The sequence below is a fragment of the Nocardioides montaniterrae genome (genome assembly GCF_054782655.1).
The window spans coordinates 254510-273356 of the sequence record NZ_BAAGSB010000003.1 but is presented as its reverse complement, the minus strand read 5'-3'; the positions used below and the strand labels follow the sequence as shown (position 1 = coordinate 273356).

The following is an 18847-nucleotide window of genomic DNA, read 5'->3' as shown; positions in this document are numbered from 1 at the left end:
GGGGTAGCAATGGCCGAGCGCACACTGCGAGGAGCCCGCCTGGGCGGGCAGTCCTTCGAGGACGAGCGCGGCATCGAGTTCGCCGCGCGGCAGCAGGTCGGGTACCGCTGCACCCAGGGTCACGAGTTCGAGATCACGATGTCCGTCGAGGCCGACGTCCCGGCGGTCTGGGAGTGCCCGCGCTGCGGCGTCGAGGCGGAGAACGTCTCGGGCATCGAGCGCGAGGTCAAGGCGGAGAAGCCCCAGCGCACCCACTGGGACATGCTGCTCGAGCGCCGCTCCGAGAAGGAGCTCCAGGCCATCCTGGACGAGCGCCTCGAGCTGCTTCGCGGCGGCGAGATCGGCCCGGCGCACCTGCACCGCGCCAGCGTTCGCAAGAAGCGCGCCGCGAAGGTCTGAGCGCGCGGGCGGAGTCGGTCCGGCCGGTCTGGGTCAGTCCACGACGTCGCCGCGCACCACATCACCAGGAGGTACGCCGGGTCCGCCCGGCGTACCTCCTCGTGTTGTGTACGCCGACGCGCGGCCGGTCGCGTAGGTCGTCGCCCGCGAGCCGGCGTACGAGATCACCAGGCGGCGGAAGAGCGGCCGGGTGACCGGCAGGATGAGCAGGATGCCGATGACGTCGGTGACGAAGCCGGGGCTGAGCATGAGCGCACCGCCGAGGACGACCAGTGCGCCGTCGGCGAGCTCCCGATGGGGCACCCGCCCGGTCTGCACGCGCTCGTTCAGGGCACGCCAGGCGCGGGCGCCCTCACGACGGATCAGCCAGGTCCCGATCACCGAGTCCAGCAGCAGCAGCGCGATCGTTGGCCACAGGCCGATCCAGCTGCCCACCTTGATGATCACGTAGAGCTCGACCAGCGGCATCACCAGGAACGCGACGAACAGCCATCCGACCACCGACCGCCTGCGCTTCCCCACGACGCCGACGATAGTCGAGCGCACCAACGGCCAGGGCCAGCAGGGCGAGGACCGCGATCAGCCGTCCGGGCCACGGGCCCAGCCACATCGCGGGGGTCGTGGCGGTCGAGAGCCCGACGTAGGCCTGCAGGATCGCGGACGTACGCCGCGGCGCCGTCGCCACCACCTCGCCGTGCGGGTCGATGATCCCGGAGAGCCCGTTGGTGGACGCGACGACTACCCAGCGGCCGGTCTCGATGGCCCGCAACCGGGTGATGGCGAACTGCTGGTCCACCTGTGCGGTGTTGATGAAGGTGGCGTTGCTGGTCTGCACGGCCAGCAGCTGGGCGCCGTTGCGCACCTGGTCGCGCAGCACCTCGTCGTAGGCGACGTCGAAGCAGATCGCGTCGCCGAGCCTGGTGCCGGCGACAGTGAGCGGCGTGGTGCGGGTGCCGGCCTCCATGTCGCGCGGGACCAGGGCGAGGCGGCCGAACCCCGGGTTCCAGATGCTGCGGAACGGGACGTACTCACCCCAGGGCACGGGGTGGCGCTTGGTGTACCGGTCGCCCGCGCCGGTCACCGGGTCCCAGACGATGCCCTGGTTGAGCATGTGGTGGTCGCCGTCCTGGGCGACTCCCCCGACGACGATCGGCACGCCGATCGAGTGCACGGCGCGGTTGATCATCGCGTTGACCGGCGGGTCGTAGAACACGTCGACGACGCTGGAGTTCTCCGGCCACAGCACGAACGCCGGCAGGTCGCGCTTGCCGCTGGCGATCTCGTGCGCGAGGCGACGCGTGCCCGCCAGCTGGTTGCGGGTGATGCCTCGGGGGTCGGCCAGCATGTTGTCGCCGCCCGGCACGTCGCCCTGGATCGCCGCGACGTCGGTCGTCCCCTGCTGGTGGAAGGGGTACGGCGCGACCGCGGGCACCAGGAGCGCCGCTGCTGCCGCGACGGCCAGCAGCGTGGGACGCAGGCGCCGCTGCTCGATCGCGTGGGCGATGAGGAAGCCGAGGAAGGCCAAGCAGGCACCGGTCAGGCTCATCCCGAGGTAGGCGACCGCGGGGGCGAACGGGGTGTCGATCACGGCGTACGACAGACGGCCCCACGGCATCCCGCCGACGGGCCAGGTGCTGCGCACGTCCTCCATCGCGATCCACACCAGCGCGAGCGTGAGCGGCCACGCGCGCCCGCGGCGGAGGATCGGCACGGTGGCGGCCACTGCGGCGTACGACAGGGACAGGGCCAGGCTCAGCGCCAGCCATGCGCCGACACCGATGGAGCGGGCCAGCCAGTCGAGGTGGATCGCGGAGAACGCCAGCCCGAAGACCCAGCCGGTGGCGGCCGCCGTACGGATGCCGCAGCCGCGGGTGACCAGGGCGAAGCCGGCCAGGGCGAGCGGCAGGAGGTAGCCGATCGCGATCGGCTCGTACGCCGCCGCCAGCAGCCCGCCGGCGAGCGCTGCGAGCATCAGGCGGGCGGTCACAGGCGGCAATCTATCCGCGGACGACGGCCGCGCTGGGAGGCGGCTTCAGGCTCCGGAAGGATCCCGCCCACCTTCGGTCCACCGTGAGGCAACGACCGGCTGTCGTTGTCGCGCTGTTGTCTTTGGGGGAGCGGGATCCTTCCGGTCCGCTCTCGCGGGGCGAACCGACCTCCGCGAACTGTGGGCAGGCGGAGTTGGCGCTACTCCCCCGACCTCAGTCACTCGGACATCGGTCCGCTCGGCCACGACCTGCATGAGCGAACGGATCGTTACTCTGGGCGCTCCCGGTGGGGCCTGTCAACCGCCGTCTGACCTGCGACTTTGTCCGTTTGCGCAGGTCAGCGCGAGGTGCTCCGTACCCGGATTTTGCGAAAAATCTCAGGATCCGTCGGCATGTCGCTTGCGACGCGCCGACGGATCCGTGGGGTGGCTGCGATCAGCCGTTGACCGGCCGGTTCTCGTAGTAGGTCCGCAGCACGATCGTGGTGCGGGTGTCGACGTTCGCGACCGAGCGGATCCGGGCCAGGAGGTCCTCCAGCTCGGAGGGCGTCGTGGTGCGGATCTTGATGAGGTAGGAGTCGTCGCCGGCCACCGACCAGCAGCCCTCGACCTCCCTGATCGTGCCGAGCTTGTCGGGCGCGTCGTCGGGCTGGGAGGGGTCCAGGGGACGGATCGAGATGTACGCCGTCAGCGGGAGACCGATCTCGGCGTAGTTGACCGTCGCGCCGTACCCGAGGATCAGGCCGCGCTGCTCGAGGCGCTTGACCCGCTGGTGGACAGCGGACGTCGAGAGGCCCGTCGCCTTGCCGAGGTCGGTGTAGGACATCCGGCCGTCGGTGGCGAGGAGCTCGAGGATCTGGCGGTCGGTCGCCTCGACCGGGTTGGGCTTGCTCACGCAGGCAGCCTATTGCAACGCCCTATGGTTGCGTCCGTGACAGATCGATTGCTGCTGCTCGACACCGCCAGCATGTATTTCCGCGCGTACTTCGGCTCGCCGGAGATCCTTGCCCCGGACGGCACCAACGTGAACGCCGTGCGTGGGCTGCTGGGCTACATCTCGACGCTGGTCGAGCAGTACGAGCCGACCCACCTGGTCTGCTGCTGGGACGACGACTGGCGGCCGGCGTGGCGGGTGGAGCTGATCCCGTCGTACAAGGCACATCGGGTCGTCGCCGAGGTCCCGGACGCTCCGGACGTCGAGGAGGTGCCGGACCCGCTCGAGGCGCAGGTACCGATCATGCGGTCGGTGCTGTCCGCGTTCGGGATCGCCGTGGTCGGTGCTCCCGGCTACGAGGCCGATGACGTGATCGGGACGCTGGCCACCTCCGCCGGGATGCCGGTCGACATCGTCACCGGCGACCGTGACCTGTTCCAGCTGGTCTCGGACGCGGCCGGCGTACGGGTGCTCTACATCGGCAAGGGCGTCGGGCGTCACGAGCGCGTCGACGAGGCGTGGGTGCTGGAGAAGTACGGCGTCCGCGCCGACCAGTACGCCGCCTTCGCGACCCTGCGCGGCGACGCGTCCGACGGTCTGCCCGGGGTCAAGGGTGTCGGCGAGAAGACCGCCGCGTCGCTGCTGCAGCGCTTCGAGGACCTGGACGGGGTCGTCGCTGCGTGCGCCGATCCTGCGTCGGGCCTCGCTGCCGGCGTACGGACCAAGATGGCGGAGGCTGCTCCGTACCTCGCGGTCGCGCCGAAGGTCGTCGCCGTCGCCCGGGACATCCCGCTCTCCCGTGACGGGCTCTCTCTGCCTTCCTCCCCCGCCGACTCCGGACGGCTCGCCGAGCTCACCGAGCGGTGGGGTCTGGGGTCGGCCGTCGAGAGGCTGACGGGGGTCCTGGCGGCTCGCTGATGGATGCGGTTTGTGCACAAACCGCAGTTCTGAGACGCCAGGAACTGCCGTTTGGCACCAAACGGCAGCTTTTCAGTCGCCCGAGACGATCCCCCGACGCAACAACCCGACCAGCTCTCTGGCGGTGTTGCGGACCGGGGTGCCGGCGGCGGCATCCGCGATCTGGCCGGCGAAGTCGACCAGCTGCTTCATCTGGCGGACGAAGTCACCGGCGGTGAGGTCGGCGCGGCGGAGCACCTCGTCGAGCCGCTCGCCCTCGGCCCAGCGGTAGGCGGTCCAGGCCATGCCGGTGTCGGGCTTGCGGAGGAAGTCGAGGCGGTGGTCCTTCTCGAGGCGCTCGAGGTCGGCCCACAGCCGCATCATCGCCTCGATGGTGGAGGCGACCGGACCTCCCGGGACCGGCGGCGGCGCGTCCTCGGGACGTCGCGACTCGTAGACCAGGACGGAGAGGACGGCACCCAGCTGCGGCGCGGTGAGGTCGTTCCAGAGGCCCCCACGCAGCGCCTCGGCGGCGACCAGGTCGAGCTCGGAGTAGATCCGCATCAGGCCACGCCCGCGGTCGGTGACCTCCGGGTCGTCGCCGGGGGTGAGGTAGTCGAGCGCGGTCAGCACCTCGCAGACGCGGTCGAAGGTGCGTGCCACGGTGTTCGTACGCCGCTCGACGCGTCGGGCCAGTGTCTGGGTGTCGCGGTCCAGCTTGAACCATCGCTCCGACCAGCGTGAGTGGTCCTCGCGGTCCTCGCAGGTGTGGCACGGGTGCGCCTTGAGCTCCGCACGGAGCCGGGCGACCTCGCCGGCGGTATCGCTGTCCGGGGCGACCTTCTGCTGCCGTGGCTTGACCACGCTCAGCGGCAGCGCGCGAACCGCCTCCTGCACCTGCAGCGCGACGTCCTTGCGTTGGGCGGGGTTGCGTGGGTCGAGCTTCTTCGGCAACCGGATGTGGGCGACCGGCTCGACCGGCGTCGGGAAGTCGAGCATCGCAAGGCGGCGGCCCTGACGCTCGGCGGTGATCACGAGCGGCCGGTGGCCGTGCTCGGACAGGCCTGTGTCGAGCACCACGGCAGGCCCGGCGAACTTGCCGGCCGGCACCACGATCACGTCTCCGGCCTCGAGCCGCTCGATCGAGGCCGACGCCTCGGTACGCCGGTCGGCGCGGCGGTTGCGGCTCGCGTCCTTCTCCAGGTCGCTGATCCGCCGGCGCAGGGCGGCGTACTCCATGAAGTCGCCCTTCTCGCAGTGGGCGGCCTCGGCGTACCCCTCGAGCGCGTCCTCGGCCTTGCGCAGCTGACGAGCGAGCCCGACGACAGCGCGGTCGGCCTGGAACTGGGCGAAGGACTGCTCGAGCAGCTCGCGCGCCCGGTGCTTGCCGTAGGAGTGCACCAGGTTGACGGCCATGTTGTACGACGGTCGGAAGCTGCTGCGCAACGGATAGGTGCGCGTCGACGCCAGGCCGGCGAGCTCGCGCGGGTTCATGCCCGGCTGCCACAGGACGACCGCGTGGCCCTCGATGTCCAGGCCCCGGCGACCGGCACGGCCGGTGAGCTGGGTGTACTCCCCCGGCGTGATGTCGGCGTGGGTCTCGCCGTTCCACTTGGTCAACTTCTCCAGCACGACCGTGCGGGCCGGCATGTTGATGCCGAGCGCCAGGGTCTCGGTGGCGAAGACGACCTTGATCAGGCCGCGGAGGTAGAGCTCCTCCACGCAGGTCTTGAACGCCGGCAGCATGCCGGCATGGTGCGCGGCGACGCCGCGGGAGGCGGCGTCCAGGAACGTGGTGTAACCGAGCACCTCGAGGTCGGCGCCGGGCAACGACCCGAGCTCCTTCTCGACGTACCGGATGACCTTGTCACGCTCCTGCGGCGTGGTCAGCCGCATGTTGGCAGCCAGGCACTGCTCGACCGCGGCGTCGCAGGCCGCGCGGCTGAAGATGAAGTCGATGGCCGGCAGCAGTCGCTCACGCTCGAGCCGGTCGATCACCTCGACCCGGGTGGGGATCCAGACGCGGCGGCCGTTGCCGACCTGTCGCGGTCCCTTGCTCGAGCCGGGCCTGCCCTGCCGGGGCGAGCGGCGGTCGCGCATCAGCCGAGAGCTGGCCCAGTCGTCGCGGGCGATCCGGCTCAGCTCGTCGTTGACCCGGGCACCCTCGCGGACGAAGCCGGCAGCGGCGTCGACCTCCGAGGAGGCGAACAGGTCCAGGAGCCGGTTGCCGACCATGACGTGCTGGTAGAGCGGCACCGGCCGCCGCTCGGCGACGATCGTCCTGGTCGTGCCGCGGACGGTCTCCAGCCACTCACCGAACTCCTCGGCGTTGGAGACCGTCGCCGACAGCGAGATCACCGACACCGACTCCGGCAGGTGGATGATGACCTCCTCCCACACGGCGCCGCGCGAGCGGTCGGCGAGGTAGTGCACCTCGTCCATCACGACGTACCCCAGGCCGACCAGGGTCCGCGACCGCGCGTAGAGCATGTTCCGCAGCACCTCGGTCGTCATCACGACCACGGGCGCCTCGCCGTTGATGGTCGTGTCACCGGTCAGAAGGCCGACCTTGTCGGCGCCGTACCGGTCGACGAGGTCGCTGTACTTCTGGTTCGACAGCGCCTTGATCGGCGTGGTGTAGAAGCACTTGCGTCCTTCGGCGAGGGCGAGATGTACGGCGAACTCCCCCACGATCGTCTTGCCGGCGCCGGTGGGCGCGGCGACGAGCACGCCGTGCCCGGCCTCGACCTCGGCGCACGCCTCGACCTGGAACGGGTCGAGCGGGAACCGGTAGCCGGCGGCGAAGTCCTCGAAGACGCTCATGCCAGGACCCAGGCTGCGGCGGCCACGCACTCGACGGTCAGTGGGAGCGCGCCGAAGCGCTCGCCGTCGGCGTACGCGATGATCCCGGGCGCGGCGACGGTGACCTGGCGGACGCGATGGCGCTCGTACTGCGGATGGCTGATGTGGGTCCCCTTGAACAGCTTCGGGTAGGTCGTGAGGAGCTCGCGGCGGGTGATCGGCTTGATGACCACGACATCGAGCAGGCCGTCATCGATCTCGGCGCCCTCGGTGATCCGCAGACCGCCGCCGAAGGAAGGGCCGTTGCCGACGGCGACCAGGACCGCGTCGAGCTGCTGCTCGACCCCGTCGAGGGTCAGGACGTACGGCCGCGCCCGGAGCACGCGCAGCTCGGCGATGGTGGCCAGGTTGTAGCGCATCTGGCCCCTCGGCCACGTCATGGCGTTGGCGCGCTCGTTGACGACCGCGTCGAACCCGGCGGCCAGCACGGTGGCGAACCAGCGGTCGCCCGCACGGGCCAGGTCGATGCGCTGAGGACGCGCCGCGACCAGGTGGCGTGCGGCGGCGACGACATCACCGCGGGGCAGCCCGATGGTGCGCGCGAAGTCGTTGCCGGTCCCCGCGGGGATCACGCCGAGGACGACCTCGGTGCCGGCGATCGCCTGGATCGCCGCATGGACCAGGCCGTCGCCACCGAGCACGACCAGCGCGTCCACACCGTCGGCGACGGCCTTGGCCGCGAGCGACTCGGCCTCGGCGCCATCGACGCCCTGCAGGCGGCGTACGTTCCAGCCGGCGGCCTCCAGGACCGGGACGACCTGGTCGACGTGGTGGGTGCCGCGCCCGCGGCCGGCCGTCGGGTTGATCAGCAGCGCGACGTCTCGGATGGTGCGGGGCACGTGGTGAACCCTAGTGCGAGCAGGTGTGGTTCAGTGCCCGGCACGCAGCCGTACGCCGTAGCGCGACGGTCGGGCGCCGACCGCACTGGCGAGCCGGCCGATGGCCTCCAGGATCAGGTCGGCGTCCTGGGCGGTGCCGGGCACCGCGAGGGTGAGCCGGTCCTCGCACATGAGGAGCTCGACCTGGCCGTCGCGCCACGCCTGGTGGACCCGGATCCGGGTCGCGTCGTCGACGATCGGCGCGGGGCAGGCGATGTCGGCCGAGACGAGGTCGCAGACGATCTCGGCGTCGTGGGTGTCGCTGCGCAGCAGCCCGGGGACCGTGGGTGCGCCGAGCGCGCACGAGGCCGACCAGGTCACCTCGTCGGTGCCGAGCCAGTCGGGCAGCTCGAACGGGTCGACCGAGGTGAACACGCGGCAGGTCACAGCGGGCTCGCCTCGTCGGGCGAGAGCTCGGCGTTCAGGTCACGCCCCGCGCGACGGCGGTCGTTGACCCGGGCGATGACCTCGGAGAGGCAGAACAGCAGGCACATCGGGACCGCGAGGAACGTCATCGTGAACGGGTCGGTCGACGGCGTCGCCGCGGCGGCGAAGATGAAGGTGCCGACGATGATCCACGGCCGGTAGGCGCCGAGCTGCTTGCCCTTCACGATGCCGGCCATGTTGAGCAGCACGACGAAGACCGGGATCTCGAAGGCCACGCCGAAGGTCAGCAGGGTCCGGCTGAAGAACGAGAGGTACTCGTTGAAGTCGACCAGGTTGTGCACGTTGGCCGGCGTGAAGCCGATCAGGATCTGCAGGCCCTTCGGCAGCGTGACGTAGCCGATCACGACGCCCACGATGAACAGTGGACCGGCGATCGCGGCGAAGACGTGCGACCACTTGCGCTCGTGCGGGTGCAGCCCGGGCAGGATGAACGCCCAGATCTGGTAGAGCCAGAACGGGCTGGTGCCGACCAGCGCGGCGAGCCCGCTCAGCTTGAAGAAGAGCATGAAGCCGCCCAGCGGGCCGCTGGTGTAGATGTCGGAACGGCCGTCACCCAGGGCCTTGCGCGCGTCGTCGTACGGGCCGGTGACGAGGTGCAGCAGCTGGTGGTAGAAGCAGGCCGCGAGGACCAGGCCGACCAGCATGATCAGGGCGCACTTGATGATGCGCGCGCGCAGCTCACGCAGGTGGTCGGACAGCGCCATCCGCCCGTCGGCCGCGACCGGGTGGACCGGCTTGCCGACGAGGAGCGAGACGACGCCGGACAGGGACACGTCAGTGGTGGTTCAGGAGAGCGCGCGGCTCAGCCGGCGTTGGTGTCGCGCGGCGTCTCGACGATCTTGCCCTCGAGAGGCTTGTCGGCCTCGGTGGCCTCCTTGTCGTCGCCGTCGCGCAGGCCCTTGGTCTCGGCCTTGAAGATGCGCAGCGCCTGGCCGGTGCCACGGGCGAACTCGGGCAGCTTCTTGGCGCCGAACAGCAAGATGATGACGGCCGCGATGACGAGCAGCTCCCAGCCGCCCGGAATGTCAACAAGGGGGAACATCGGCGATCTGCCTCAATCTCGAACGTCGGTCGTGCGGACAGGCACCATGCTACGCCCCGGGGTCTCATAGAGCGCCAAGGTCTCCCCCGCGTGGGCGGCGAGCTCGTCGGCGAGCGGCGAGGGCTCCAGGATCTGGGCGTGGGGGGCCAGCCTCAGCAGCAGCCGGATCAGCCAGCGCGGGTCGGCGACCGTGAGGCTCGCAGTGAGGCTGCCGTCGGCCTGCTCGGCGACGTTGCGCATCGGGTAGTACTCGGTCGCCCAGCGCGCCTGACGGTCGAGGTGCAGCGTCACCATGGTGCCGCGCTCGGGTGCCGGGTCGTAGGGCCCTTCATCAAGGTCGCGCGGCTCTCGGTGAGGCGTGGTGATCGGGTTCGCGAGCACGTCGGCCTCGTCGATGCGGTCGAGCCGGAACAGTCGGTCCGCGTTGGCGCTGTGGCACCAGGCGTCGAGGTAGGAGAAGCGGCCGCTGGTCACGACCCCGAACGGGTCGACGACGCGCTCGGAGACCTCGTCGCGGGCCGGCACGTGGTAGCGCAGGCGTACCTGGCGGCCCTCCTCGGCCGCCTGCTGGAGGCGGGCGCTGAGGGCGGCCTGCTGAGCCTCGCCCGGATGGGTGGCCAGAGTGGGGCCGAGGTTCGTCGCGGCCTCGAGCTTGGCCAGCACGCCGTCGACGATGCGGCGTACGTCGGGCGGCGACCCGTCGCGCAGCGTGTGCAGGGCGACGATCACCGCGCTCGCCTCGGTCGGGCTCAGCCGCATCGGCCGGGCGAGGTAGTCGGCGTTGTCGATCCGGATCACGCCCTCGGTGCGTGCCGAGCCCTGGTCGCTCTGGATGGCGTCGAGGTCGACGTCGATCAGGTCGTCGGGCAGGCCACCGGGCAGGCCACACATGAACAGGACCCTCAGGTCGGACAGCACCGCGTCCGGCGTGCTGCCGAGCAGGCTGGCCGCGTCGGCCAGACGGACCTCGTCGCGGGTGTGCAGGAACGGCACGAGCGTGAGCAGGCGCGAGACCTGGTCGCGGGCGCCGAGCGCCGGGCGGGCGCTCACGCGACCAGCGCCTGGAGGCGCGCGACGACCTGGGCGCGGAGCTCGGCCGGCTCCTCGAGCACCACGTCACGACCATGGTGGAGGACCTCGTCGACCAGCCCACGGCCCGGCTTGTCGAGCACGATGCGGTCCCAGCCACTGGCCTCGTCGGGGCCCGGCACGTCCTGCTCGATCGTGGCCGCCCTCCGTCGGAACGTGTGCCCGGCGCCCGTGCGGGCGAGCACCACCGCCTCGTCGTACGCCGGACGCGGAGCCAGGCGGGCGATCACCGCGCGCAGGTCGGTGTCGGCGGGGACGGCGTACGCCCCGATCGGGCCGACCGTGCGCACCTTGCCGCGGAACCGGTCGAGCCGGAAGACGCGCTCGGCCTGGCGGTCGAGGTCGAGGGCGACGAGGTACCACCGACCCGATGAACGGACGACGCCCCACGGCTGCACGCGGCGCCTGGTCGGCTCCTGGTCGGGGCGCTGGTAGTCGAAGTGGATCGCCTGGCGCTCGCACACGGCCTGCCAGCACGCCGCGAACGCGGGCTCCTCGGACCGTCCGCGCGGCTGGGTCAGGTCGAGCGCGCTGAGGTCGACACCGACGCCGGCCGCGCTGAGCTTGCGGACCGCGTCGGTCGTCGCCTGCGCCATCGTCGCGTCCTGCCAGACCTTCGTCGCCAGGCCGACCACCGAGGCCTCCTCCGGCGTCAGCTCGATCGGCGGGAGCGCGAACTGCTCCGAGGGGATGCGGTAGCCCAGCTCGTCCTCGAAGATCGGGTCGATCGCGGCGACCTCGATGGGTACGCCGAGGCTGCGCAGCTCCTCCTTGTCCCGCTCGAACATCTTCTCAAAGGCGTCCGGCCGGGCGTCCGCGTAGAGCAGCTCGCGGATCCGTTCCTTGCCGATCGGGCGCCGCTGCACCAGCAGCATGATCAGCAGGTTGAGCAGGCGCTCACTCTTCGGGACCGGCATGGTCCTGATTCTGCCTGGTCACCGTGAGTTCGATCAAGTGTTCGAAGTCGGGTTGTGGAGTGTTACGGGGCTCGCAGCCGACGGATTACTGCGGTTTGGTGACAAACCGCAGCAAAAACGCCGCTGGAGTTGCCGTTTGGCACCAAACGGCAACTCCAACGAAGGCCTCAGGCAGCCCCGAGGACGTCGACCACGAAGTAGATCGTGTCTGTGCCCTTGATCTTCGGCGTGGCCTGCGAGTTACCGGCCTTGCCGTAGCCCAGCGCCGGCGGGATCTCGAGGATCACGCGGCTGCCGACCGGAACACCGACCAGCCCGTTCACGAACCCCTTGACCAGCCCACCCATCGAGAGGGCCTTGTCGGCGCCCTTGCCGGACGTGTCCATCCAGCCGTCCAGATAGCGGTCCTGGAGGTAGCTGGTGCCGTCGAACGGCTTCTTCGCGCCGTAGGCCTGACCGAGGTACTTCACCGACGCGGTCTGGTCGCGCTGCACGGCCGGGCCGGTCCCCTTGATCAGGGTGGCGACCCGGAGCTTGCCGGTCGGGCGCGGCGTGCCCTTGAAGTCGAGTGCGGAGATCTTGCCACCGGTCTCGACCAGCTTCGGCGCCCAGGCAGGTGCCGACTGGGTCGCGCCAGATGCCGCGTCGGCCACGCCGACCACGTCGATCACCAGGACGACGCCGTCCGCGTTGCCGATGTTGTACTTCAGGTTCGGCAACATCTGCCAGATGTCGGGGAACACCTTGTCGGCCTCGCCCGCGATCGCGATGCGGGTCCCGGTCTTCACACCCGCCTTGACGTAGCGCAGCATCTCCGGCAGGAAGACGTCGCTCAGCGACTGCGGCGTGGTCGGTGCGGCCTGGCCGACCTGCAGGGCGAGCGCGCCGGTCGAGTCGTCGAACGACGACATCGGGGTCTGCTTGGTCGTCGTGTCGGCAATGGCGAAGTTGACCAGGACGTGGTCTCCGCTCGCGAGGGCGGAGCCGTCACCGGGGATCAGCGTCTTGGTCTGGGCATCGCTCGAGCCGATGTCCTTCTTGAAGGTGAAGGACGGCGCCTTGCCGAAGTCGCCGCTGATGCCGACGTCGTCGAACGCCTTCGACGACGAGCCGCACGCGGTCAGCGTGACGGCGAGGGCAGGAGCGATCAGGAAGACGGCGGTACGCCGGAATCGGGTCGACACGGCCGCAACCATAGCCAACCCGCGCGAGGCTCCCGCCAGGCTCGCCTACATGCCGTCGATCAGGCGTTGCACGCGTTCGTCGTACGCCCGGAACGGGTCCTTGCAGAGCACGGTGCGCTGCGCCTGGTCGTTGAGCTTGAGGTGCACCCAGTCGACCGTGAAGTCGCGGCGACGTTCCTGCGCCTTGCGGATGAACTCGCCGCGCAACCGGGCGCGCGTGTTCTGCGGCGGCACGGACTTGGCCTCGAAGATCTTCAGATCGGTCGTGGTGCGCGCGACCATGCCGCGCTTCTCCAGGAGGTAGTAGAGGCCCCGGTTGCGGTGGATGTCGTGGTAGGTCAGGTCGAGCTGGGCGATGCGGGGATGGCTCAGCGGGAGGTCGTGCTTGGCGCGGTAGCGGTCGATCAGCTTCCATTTGATGACCCAGTCGATCTCGCGGTCGACCAGGCTGAGGTCGTCGGACTCGATCGCCTTCAGGCCGCGCTCCCACAGGTCCAGGCTGCGCTCGATGACGGGCGTGGAGATGCCGCGGCGGTCGACGAACTCGCGGCACTTGGCGAGGTACTCGCCCTGGATCTCGAGCGCGCTGGCCTCGGGGCCGTTGGCGAGCCGGACCTTGCGGCTGCCCGAGACGTCGTGGGAGATCTCGCGGATCGCACGGATCGGGTTCTCGAGGGTCATGTCGCGCATGACGACGCCCTCCTCGATCATCCGCAGCACCAGGTCGCAGCTGGCGACCTTCAGCATCGTCGTCGTCTCGGACATGTTGGAGTCGCCGACGATGACGTGCAGGCGGCGGTAGCGCTCGGCGTCGGCGTGCGGCTCGTCGCGGGTGTTGATGATCGGTCGTGACCGCGTCGTGGCGCTCGAGACGCCCTCCCAGATGTGCTCGGCGCGCTGGCTCACGGAGTACGACGCTCCGCGGGGGGTCTGGGTGATCTTGCCGGCGCCGACGATGATCTGGCGCGTCACCAGGAAGGGGATGAGCACATCGGCGAGCTTGCTGAACTCGCCCTCACGGGAGACCAGGTAGTTCTCGTGGCAGCCGTAGGAGTTGCCCGCGGAGTCGGTGTTGTTCTTGAACAGGTAGATCTCGCCGGCGATGCCCTCGTCGCGGAGTCGTTGCTCCGCGTCGAGCAGCAGGCCCTCGAGCACGCGCTCCCCCGCCTTGTCGTGCGCGACGAGATCGTTGATGTCGTCGCACTCGGGCGTGGCGTACTCCGGGTGGCTGCCGACATCGAGGTAGAGCCGGGCGCCGTTGCGCAGGAAGACGTTGGAGCTCCGCCCCCAGGAGACGACCTTGCGGAAGAGGTAGCGCGCTACCTCGTCAGGGCTCAGCCTTCGCTGACCCTTGAACGTGCAGGTGACGCCGTACTCGTTCTCGATCCCGAAGATGCGGCGGTCCATGAAAAGAGCCTAGTGCGTCGTGGGTCACATCGCCCGTAGGGTTTCTGCATGTCCGCGATGCCGCCCACCGTCGCCAGCTGGCACGCCGTCGTCGCCTCTCGCGATGTGGCCGAGCTGTCCGCACTGATCGCGGACGGGGCGGTCTTCCGCTCCCCCGCGCTCCACACGCCTCAGGCCGGCAAGGAGCTCACCCTCAAGTACCTGACGGCGGCGCTCGACGTGCTGGGTCCGACCATCGCCTACCAGCGCGAGTGGTACGCCGACTCTTCGGCCGTGCTGGAGTTCAAGGCCGATCTGGAGGGCGTGATCGTGCACGGCGTCGACATGTTCGAGTGGGATGTCGCCGGTCAGATCAGCGACTTCCAGGTGATGGTGCGCCCGTTCAAGGGACTGGTGAAGCTGATGGAGCTGATGGTCGGCCGGCTCGAGCAGGGCTGAAGAGAGCAGACCAGCCCAGATCTGACTGCACCGCCGGTCGCCGGGTACTGAGCGGCATGCGCGCCACCTCGCCGCTCTGGAGCTCAGACCGCCACCCCGTACGCCCACCTATCCACGCGGATGCGACGTACGACGTCGCTGTGGTCGGCGCCGGCATCGCCGGCCTGCTGACCGCACTGCTGCTCGCCCGGGCGGGGCGGTCGGTGGTCGTCCTCGAGGCGCGCTCGACAGGTGGTGGGACGAGCGGACGTACGACGGGAAAGGTGAGCCTGCTGCAGGGCACCAAGCTCTCGCGGGCGCGGCGGCTCCACCCGGCGCAGATCGTGCGGCAGTACGTGACCGCCTCGCGCGAGGGCCAGGCCTGGCTGGAGGAGTTCTGCGAGACCCACGGAGTCCCCCTGCAGGACGGGCACGCGACGACGTACGCCACGACAGCGCAGGGTGAGCGCAGGGCGCGTGCCGAGCTCGACGAAGCGCGCCGGTGCGGGCTGGCCGTGAAGTGGTGCAACGAGACGGAGATGCCGTTCACCGTGCGGGGCGCGGTACGCCTCGACGACCAGCTTCAGCTCGACCCCCTGCGCCTGCTGGCCGCCGTCGCGGACGCGGTGGAGGCGGCCGGTGGGGTGATCCACGAGGGCACACGGGTGCGGGACGTACGTCGGACCGGCGAGCGGATCGAGCTGGTCGCCGGCGACTGCTCGGTGCGAGCGGTCAAGGTGGTGCTGGCCACCAACCAGCCGATCGGGATGCGCGGGCTGTTCTTCGGACGGATGCGGGCACAGCGGTCCTACGCGCTAGCGCTCGAGCCGACCGCGCCCGGCGGGCTCTGGATCCCGGAGGGCATGCATCTCTCGGCCGATGCGCAGGTGCGCTCGTTGCGAGCGGTGCGGCGTGAGGGCGCCGAGGACCTGCTGCTGATCGGCGGTGCCGGCCACGAGACCGGCCACGACCGACCGGGTGAACGTCTTGATGAGCTCGCTGCGTGGGCGGCCGAGACGTTCACCGGCGGCCGGGTCATCCATGCCTGGTCGGCCCAGGACCAGTCGCCGCTCGCCTGCCTGCCGTACGCCGGTCCGGTGCTGCCCGGCTCGTCCGACCTGCTCGCGATCACCGGCTTCGACAAGTGGGGCCTCAGCACCGCTCCTGCAGCCGCGCTGCTGCTTGCCGCCTCGATCCTCGGCGGCCGTACCCCGGACTGGGCGGGCGCGTTCCGGACCTGGTCGCTCGACGAGCTCAGGGCCGTCCTCGGACTCGCCTCCCACAACGCTGCCGTCGGCTGGAACCTCGCCTGCGGTCACCTCACCCGCGCCGTCGGTACCTCGGATCGCCCCCTCTGCACCCACCTCGGCGGTGTGCTCAGCTGGAACGACGCGGAGCAGACCTGGGACTGTCCGCTGCACGGGTCGCGCTTCGCTGAGGACGGGTCGGTGCTGGAGGGGCCGGCTGTTCGGCCGGCTTCGGTGGGTGGATCCTGATTCCTGCCGTTTGGCGCCAAACCGCAGCAATCAGCCGCCTCAGGATGCAGTCTTCGACCATTCGATGACTCCCATGGCTCGCGCCCATCGGTTGACCAGCCGAGACCGGCCAGCCTCGGAGTAGAGCGATTCCTCCACCAGGGTCTTCCATCGACGCAGTCGCCGTCGGTCACGCGTCCGGTCGAGCAGTCGGTCGAGCTCGTCCATGACGACCGCCGGATGGTTGAGCAGGTCGTCGAGCGTGAAGCCATTGCGCCGGTACGGCGTCGACGCCCATGCGCGTTCGCGACGAAGGTCGTTGCGGTGCTGCCGCTTGTCACGATGGCCCGCGCCGTCGTACTCATGGATGATCGTTGTTCCGCGCAGGCGAAGATCGCCACGTCCCAAGAAGGTCCCGGCATCGTTGTAGACCTCGAACTGGCTCTCGACCTCGACCTCCATCGCGGTATGGAAGGTCCGCAGCACGGTTTCCCCAGCGGATTCTGCCTTCGGATCCGAGCGGTTCCACGCCTCGCGAAGCCTGCTGACGCCCGGCCGTCGCGAGTGGAGCAGGTCCCGCATCCGCTTGTCGTCGACCTGGCCATGTCGGCGCGCTGAGTCGACCAGGATCTGGAGATCCAGCTGACCCAGGTCGCGAGCACACCGCAACAGGATCTCCTCACCGGAATCGACAGGAAGGCCGCGGATGAACCCGGTCGGCGCGTCGTGAGTCAGGCGGGAGCAGACGAGACCCTGCCGGCGCGGCGTCCTCGTGCCGCGAACGGCGGCGAAGTACGGGACGCCTTCGGGCAGAGCTGGTAGCTGCCACCCTGCCAGGCGAGCCGCCGTGACATGGGTGAAGACCGCGCCCGGCGGCAGGACGAGCAGCAGTGCTTCAAGATCACGCACGAACTGGTCGGTCTCGGTGAGGCCGGGTTCGTCATTGCGGAAGAGGCCGTGACAGACGCGGCGGTGGCCCTTGCGTCTGGAGTGGCCACGAAACGGTGCGTTCGGCTGGATGAGCATGGCCCAAGCCTTCGGCTTCGCACCGACATTCAGCCGGCGCCACACGTCCGCCTGTGGAAAACGCACCCTGTCCACAGGACCGACGCCAAGAACTGGCCCGCTTTGTGACGCCGTTTGCTCCCAAACCGCGATCGCTCCAACTGAACCACTGCGGTTTAGGACCAAACGGCAGTCGAACGGCTCAGAGCGGAGGGGCAACCGGTGGCTCGCCGGTCCCCGGGTCCTCCAGCGGCGGTACGGCACCGCTGACCTGGTCGGTGGGGTCGTCCGGTGAGTCGGTGGCAGCGTCCGAGGGGACGTGCCCGGGGTCGCCGTCCTCGGGAAGAGCGGGCGCGTGCTGTTCGGGACCGCGGGGGCCGAGCAGCTCCTCGAGCCGATCGGGTCGGATCCGCGAGAACTTCCGCGGCTGGATGCGGGTCCGGTCCAGCACGGCGACCTCGAGGTCGCTGACCGGGATGACGCGGTCCTCGCTCGCGGTGTGGCCGAGAGCGGCGACGGCCACCTTGAGCGCATCGGCGAGTGACCCGCCGGCGACGTACGCCGTCGAGAGGTACGCAGCCACGGTCTCGGCGTCGCCGCCCATCACGGCGTACCCGTGCTCGTCGGCGACCCGGCCCTCGTAGGTCAGCCGGTAGATCTGGTCGGCCTCAGGGCTGTCGCCGATCTCGGCGACGAAGATCTCGACCTCGTAGGGCTTCTCGCCGCCCGAGGAGAAGATCGTGCCGAGGGTCTGCGCGTAGGCGTTGGCCAGCCCGCGGCCGGTCACGTCGGAGCGGTCGTAGGCGTAGCCGCGCATGTCGGCCAGCCGGACACCGGCGATGCGGAGGTTCTCGAACTCGTTGTAGCGGCCTACCGCGGCGAACGCGATCCGGTCGTAGAGCTCGGCCACCTTGTGCAGCGCCTTGGAGGGGTTCTCGGTCACGAACAGCACGCCGTCGGCGTACTGGACGGCGAGCAGCGAGCGACCGCGGGCGATGCCCTTGCGCGCGAAGTCGGCGCGGTCCTTCATCAGCTGCTCGGGAGAGACGTAGTACGGCATGCTCATCGGCTCACTCCTCTCCCTCGACGGCCTCGATGGGCGCCAGCGGCCCATCGGGGCGGCGCATCCGACCACCGACCACGCGGTCGGCCAGGGAACCGATGGTGGCCTCGTCGAGGCGTACGCCGCCGTCGGCGGTCAGCACCCAGACGACCGGGAAGATCCGGCGGGTCAGGTCGGGTCCGCCGGTGGCGGAGTCGTCGTCGGCGGCGTCGTACAGCGCCTGCAGGCAGACGCTGACGGCGTCCTCCTGGGTTAGATCCTCGCGCCAGAGCTTCTTCAGCGCGCCGCGGGCGAACATCGAGCCGGAGCCGACGGTGAAGTACTGCCGCTCCTCGTGGCGTCCGCCGGTGATGTCGTAGCCGAAGATGCGGCCGAGACCGGCGACGAGGTCGTACCCGGCGAACATCGGCACCACCGCGAGGCCCTGCATGGCCATGCCGAGGTTGCCGCGGATGAGCGCGGAGAGGCGGTTGGCCTTGCCGTCAAGCGACAGCGGCGCCCCCTCGATCTTCTCGTAGTGCTCGAGCTCGACCTGGAACAGCCGCACCATCTCGACCGCGAGGCCGGCCGTGCCGGCGATGCCGACCACGGAGAACTCGTCGGCCGGGAAGACCTTCTGGATGTCGCGCTGGGCGATGACGTTGCCCATCGTGGCGCGGCGGTCGCCCGCCATGATCACCCCTCCGGGGAACGTCACCGCCACGATCGTCGTGCCGTGGGGCGCGAGCTCGCCGATCGATCCCGCCGGCAGCGTGCCGCGGCCCGGGAGCAGGTCGGGCGCGCTCTCGGCGAGGAAGTCGCTGAAGGAGCTGGAGCCAGGACGGAGGTACGACGGGGGCATGCG

Annotated in this window: 19 protein-coding genes; 4 read left to right on the top strand and 15 right to left on the bottom strand. The window is 70.2% G+C overall.

Features of this window, described 5'->3' with window-relative positions; genetic code table 11:
• Nucleotides 1–9: 9 nt before the first annotated feature.
• Nucleotides 10–399 (top strand): RNA polymerase-binding protein RbpA, encoded by a 390-nt coding sequence (locus tag ACYVJ3_RS07495; protein WP_460852114.1) that lies wholly within the window; start codon nt 10–12, stop codon nt 397–399.
• Nucleotides 400–432: 33 nt separating this feature from the next.
• Here the strand turns inward: ACYVJ3_RS07495 and ACYVJ3_RS07490 are convergent, their stop codons facing one another.
• The 3 genes from ACYVJ3_RS07490 to ACYVJ3_RS07480 all read right to left on the bottom strand — a co-directional run bounded on the left by ACYVJ3_RS07490 (nt 433) and on the right by ACYVJ3_RS07480 (nt 3281).
• Complete coding sequence (locus ACYVJ3_RS07490) at nt 433–846, bottom strand: FxsA family protein (protein WP_460852111.1); 414 nt, start codon at nt 844–846, stop codon at nt 433–435.
• Complete coding sequence (gene lnt / locus ACYVJ3_RS07485) at nt 752–2386, bottom strand: apolipoprotein N-acyltransferase (RefSeq protein ID WP_460852109.1); 1635 nt, start codon at nt 2384–2386, stop codon at nt 752–754. Before lnt ends, ACYVJ3_RS07490 begins: the two co-directional genes overlap by 95 nt.
• Before the next feature lie 436 nt (nt 2387–2822).
• Complete coding sequence (locus ACYVJ3_RS07480; RefSeq protein WP_460852108.1) at nt 2823–3281, bottom strand: Lrp/AsnC family transcriptional regulator; 459 nt, start codon at nt 3279–3281, stop codon at nt 2823–2825.
• A gap of 36 nt (nt 3282–3317) precedes the next feature.
• Between ACYVJ3_RS07480 and ACYVJ3_RS07475 the strand changes: the two genes are divergently transcribed.
• Nucleotides 3318–4238, top strand: coding sequence for a 5'-3' exonuclease (locus tag ACYVJ3_RS07475; RefSeq protein WP_460852106.1), 921 nt, complete (start codon nt 3318–3320; stop codon nt 4236–4238).
• 72 nt (nt 4239–4310) lie between these two features.
• Here the strand turns inward: ACYVJ3_RS07475 and ACYVJ3_RS07470 are convergent, their stop codons facing one another.
• The 9 genes from ACYVJ3_RS07470 to pafA form a co-directional block, all read right to left on the bottom strand.
• Nucleotides 4311–7040 (bottom strand): DEAD/DEAH box helicase, encoded by a 2730-nt coding sequence (locus tag ACYVJ3_RS07470; RefSeq protein WP_460852105.1) that lies wholly within the window; start codon nt 7038–7040, stop codon nt 4311–4313.
• On the bottom strand, nt 7037–7918 hold the full coding sequence (locus ACYVJ3_RS07465) for a diacylglycerol/lipid kinase family protein (RefSeq protein WP_460852104.1): 882 nt from the start codon (nt 7916–7918) through the stop codon (nt 7037–7039). Before ACYVJ3_RS07465 ends, ACYVJ3_RS07470 begins: the two co-directional genes overlap by 4 nt.
• A gap of 30 nt (nt 7919–7948) precedes the next feature.
• Nucleotides 7949–8344, bottom strand: a complete 396-nt coding sequence (locus ACYVJ3_RS07460; RefSeq protein WP_460852101.1) for a hypothetical protein — start codon at nt 8342–8344, stop codon at nt 7949–7951.
• Nucleotides 8341–9177 (bottom strand): twin-arginine translocase subunit TatC, encoded by an 837-nt coding sequence (gene tatC, locus ACYVJ3_RS07455; protein ID WP_460852100.1) that lies wholly within the window; start codon nt 9175–9177, stop codon nt 8341–8343. Before tatC ends, ACYVJ3_RS07460 begins: the two co-directional genes overlap by 4 nt.
• 29 nt (nt 9178–9206) lie before the next feature.
• On the bottom strand, nt 9207–9446 hold the full coding sequence (locus ACYVJ3_RS07450) for a Sec-independent protein translocase subunit TatA (protein WP_460852098.1): 240 nt from the start codon (nt 9444–9446) through the stop codon (nt 9207–9209).
• A gap of 12 nt (nt 9447–9458) precedes the next feature.
• On the bottom strand, nt 9459–10496 hold the full coding sequence (locus ACYVJ3_RS07445; RefSeq protein ID WP_460852096.1) for a helix-turn-helix transcriptional regulator: 1038 nt from the start codon (nt 10494–10496) through the stop codon (nt 9459–9461).
• A complete protein-coding gene (locus ACYVJ3_RS07440; protein WP_460852094.1) occupies nt 10493–11452 on the bottom strand; it encodes a helix-turn-helix transcriptional regulator in 960 nt (319 codons plus the stop codon). The genes ACYVJ3_RS07445 and ACYVJ3_RS07440 overlap by 4 nt, the downstream gene beginning before the upstream one ends.
• Nucleotides 11453–11619: 167 nt before the next feature.
• Nucleotides 11620–12636, bottom strand: a complete 1017-nt coding sequence (locus tag ACYVJ3_RS07435; protein ID WP_460852093.1) for an FKBP-type peptidyl-prolyl cis-trans isomerase — start codon at nt 12634–12636, stop codon at nt 11620–11622.
• Between the two features lie 45 nt (nt 12637–12681).
• Nucleotides 12682–14043, bottom strand: a complete 1362-nt coding sequence (gene pafA / locus ACYVJ3_RS07430) for a Pup--protein ligase (RefSeq protein WP_460852091.1) — start codon at nt 14041–14043, stop codon at nt 12682–12684.
• A 48-nt stretch (nt 14044–14091) separates the two neighbouring features.
• Here pafA and ACYVJ3_RS07425 point away from each other — a divergent pair, with 48 nt between their 5' ends.
• Together ACYVJ3_RS07425 and ACYVJ3_RS07420 are read left to right on the top strand one after the other, a co-directional pair.
• Entirely contained in the window at nt 14092–14481 is a 390-nt protein-coding gene (locus tag ACYVJ3_RS07425) for a nuclear transport factor 2 family protein (RefSeq protein WP_460852089.1), read from the top strand.
• 56 nt (nt 14482–14537) lie between these two features.
• Entirely contained in the window at nt 14538–15956 is a 1419-nt protein-coding gene (locus ACYVJ3_RS07420) for an FAD-dependent oxidoreductase (RefSeq protein WP_460852087.1), read from the top strand.
• Nucleotides 15957–15995: 39 nt separating this feature from the next.
• Here ACYVJ3_RS07420 and ACYVJ3_RS07415 read toward each other — a convergent pair whose 3' ends face one another.
• The 3 genes from ACYVJ3_RS07415 to prcB all read right to left on the bottom strand — a co-directional run bounded on the left by ACYVJ3_RS07415 (nt 15996) and on the right by prcB (nt 18844).
• Nucleotides 15996–16961 carry a hypothetical protein gene (locus ACYVJ3_RS07415; RefSeq protein WP_460852085.1) on the bottom strand — a complete coding sequence of 322 codons (966 nt, stop codon included), beginning with the start codon at nt 16959–16961 and terminating at the stop codon, nt 15996–15998.
• A gap of 181 nt (nt 16962–17142) precedes the next feature.
• The gene (prcA, locus tag ACYVJ3_RS07410; RefSeq protein ID WP_460852083.1) at nt 17143–18006 is read right to left on the bottom strand and encodes a proteasome subunit alpha; all 864 of its coding nucleotides are present in this window, start codon (nt 18004–18006) and stop codon (nt 17143–17145) included.
• 4 nt (nt 18007–18010) lie between these two features.
• A complete protein-coding gene (prcB, locus tag ACYVJ3_RS07405; protein ID WP_460852255.1) occupies nt 18011–18844 on the bottom strand; it encodes a proteasome subunit beta in 834 nt (277 codons plus the stop codon).
• Between the last annotated feature and the right edge of the window lie 3 nt (nt 18845–18847).